The organism is Skermanella sp., assembly GCF_059503625.1.
Window position 1 is genome coordinate 1 of record NZ_JCACHA010000429.1, and the last position, 2,400, is coordinate 2,400.

General features: G+C 65.7%; 4 protein-coding genes. All 4 read left to right on the plus strand.

The annotated features are described in order from the left end of the window. The coding region (locus AC5JJ6_RS09390) for an alpha/beta hydrolase fold domain-containing protein (protein ID WP_496041785.1) at window positions 1–416 on the plus strand (416 nt) is incomplete at its 5' end. A gap of 29 nt (window positions 417–445) precedes the next feature. After that, window positions 446–1,474, plus strand: coding sequence for an alpha/beta fold hydrolase (locus AC5JJ6_RS09395; protein WP_496041786.1), 1,029 nt, complete (start codon window positions 446–448; stop codon window positions 1,472–1,474). A 35-nt stretch (window positions 1,475–1,509) separates the two neighbouring features. After that, window positions 1,510–1,785, plus strand: a complete 276-nt coding sequence (locus AC5JJ6_RS09400; protein ID WP_496041787.1) for a GNAT family N-acetyltransferase — start codon at window positions 1,510–1,512, stop codon at window positions 1,783–1,785. A 6-nt stretch (window positions 1,786–1,791) separates the two neighbouring features. Further along, window positions 1,792–2,400, plus strand: a 609-nt coding sequence (locus AC5JJ6_RS09405) for a TenA family protein (RefSeq protein ID WP_496041788.1), incomplete at its 3' end; no start/stop codon positions are given.

Sequence of the window (2,400 nt, forward strand, 5' to 3'; positions counted from 1 at the left end):
AGGCGCTGATATATCCGGTCGCCGGCAACGATATGAACACCGAGTCGTACCAGGAGAACGAGAACGCCAAGCCGCTGAACAAGGCGATGATGGGCTGGTTCTTCGACAAGTATCTGCGCAGCCCGCGCGATGGCAACAACCCGCTGATCAACGTGGTTGACGCTCCCGATCTGGCCGGACTGCCACCCACCACCATCGTCACCGCCGAGATCGACCCGCTGCGTTCCGAGGGCCAGCTGCTGGCCCAGCGGCTGCGCAACGCCGGCGTGGAAGTGGTGTCCAACAACTACGAGGGCGTCACGCACGAATTCTTCGGCGCGGCTCCGGTCGTGGAAAAAGCCAAGGAGGCGCAGGCCTATGTCGCCAGCCGGCTGCGCGAGGCCTTCGTCGGGGGTTCGGGCGGTTCCGGCTCCTGACCCGTCGAGAATATGAAAGAGTAGCGGACATGATGAAGCGGATCGCACGCGCGACGACACTGGTCCTGGGCATCGCACTTGCCGGGGCCTCTCTTATGCCGGTGCGGTCCGCTCTGGCCGACCCGATGCTGGCGGACTTCGACTATCCGCATGAGGTCCGCCGGTTCGAGTTCACGTCACAGGGCCAGCCGCTGTCGATGGCCTACATGGACGTGCCGGCGACGGCCGCTCCCAACGGCCGAACGGTCGTGCTGCTGCACGGCAAGAACTTCTGCGGCGCCACCTGGGAAGGCGTCATCCGGCCGCTGACCGAGGCGGGATACCGAGTCATCGTTCCCGACCAGATCGGGTTCTGCAAATCCAGCAAGCCGCGGGCCTATCAGTTCGGCCTCCACCAGCTGGCGGCCAATACCCGCGCCCTGCTGGATCGGGCCGGCGTCAGCGATCCCATCGTCATGGGGCACTCGATGGGCGGCATGCTGGCGATGCGCTACGCCCTGATGTACCAGGACGAGATGTCGGGACTGGTGCTGGTCAACCCGATCGGGCTGGAGGACTGGAAGGCGGAAGGCGTGCCAGTCGTCACGGTGGACGATCTGTACAAGTCGGAGCTTAAGACCGATGCCGATAGCATCAGGAAGTATCAGTTATCGACCTACTATAACGGCGAGTGGCGTCCCGGCTACGACCGCTGGGTCGAGATGCTGGCCGGCATGTACCGGGGCGAGGGTGGCGATCTGGTCGCCTGGAACCAGGCTTTGACCTCCGACATGGTCTTCATGCAGCCGGTCATCCATGAAGTGCAGAATATCCGGGTGCCGACGCTGTTGATGATCGGAGAGCGCGACACCACCGCCATCGGCAAGAACCGGGCTCCTGCCGATCTGGCGAAGCGGCTCGGCAACTACGCCGAACTGGGACGGCGCACGGCCGGGCGCATCGGCGGTTCCGTCCTGGTGACTTTCCCGGACCTGGGCCACTCGCCGCAGGTCCAGGCGCCGGAGCGGTTCAACGCCGCTTTGCTGGAGAACCTGGGTCAGGTGTCGGCGCAGCGATAGGATACGGCGACAGGATAGATCGACAGGGGGCGGACATGACGGACGGGATCACCGACAACGCGGCGCGAAGCCGCTACGAGCTGGATGTGGACGGCAGGATCGTCTTCGCCAATTACCGCCGCAACGGCTCGACCCTCCACATCCCCTATGTCGAGGCGCCGCCGTCCCTGCGCGGCACGGGTGCGGCGGGCCGGCTGATGCGGGGCGTGATGGAAACCGCGCGGGCGGAAGGGTTGAAGGTCGTGCCAATATGCAGCTATGCATCGGCCTGGATACGCCGCCATCGCGAATATCACGATCTGCTGGAGTGACGGGCATTGACCTTCGACGAGCACCGCGACACCGACCCGGAAGCACGCTTCACCGACTGGCTGCGGGACGGGGCCGAGCCGCACTGGACCCGCATGACGACGCACCGGTTCGCCCGTGAACTGGGGGCGGGCACGCTCGGCGATGCCGTCGCCGCCCGCTATCTGGTCCAGGACTACGCTTTCGTGAACAGCTTCGTGGCGTTGCTGGGCTACGCCATCGCCTATGCGCCGTCCATGCCGTCGAAACGGCAATTCGCGCAGTTCGCTGCCGCCGTCACCGCCGACGAGAACGACTTCTTCCTGCGGTCGTTCAGGGAACTCGATGTCCCCGAACCGGTCTGGAAGACGCCGGAGCTTGGGCCGGTCACCCGCGACTTCATCGACCTGCTTCAGTCCGGGGGGCGCAGCGGCAGCTATGCCCAGGTGCTCAGCGTCCTGTGTGCCGCCGAATGGAGCTACCTGACCTGGGCCAAGGCTTGCCCGCCCGAGCGCCCCCGGCAGTTCTGGCTGTCCGAGTGGATCGAGCTGCATGCCATCCCGCCGTTCGAAGCCTTCGTCACCTGGCTGCGCGAGGAGACGGACCGGGTCGGCGCTTCGGCGGACGACGAGACCCGG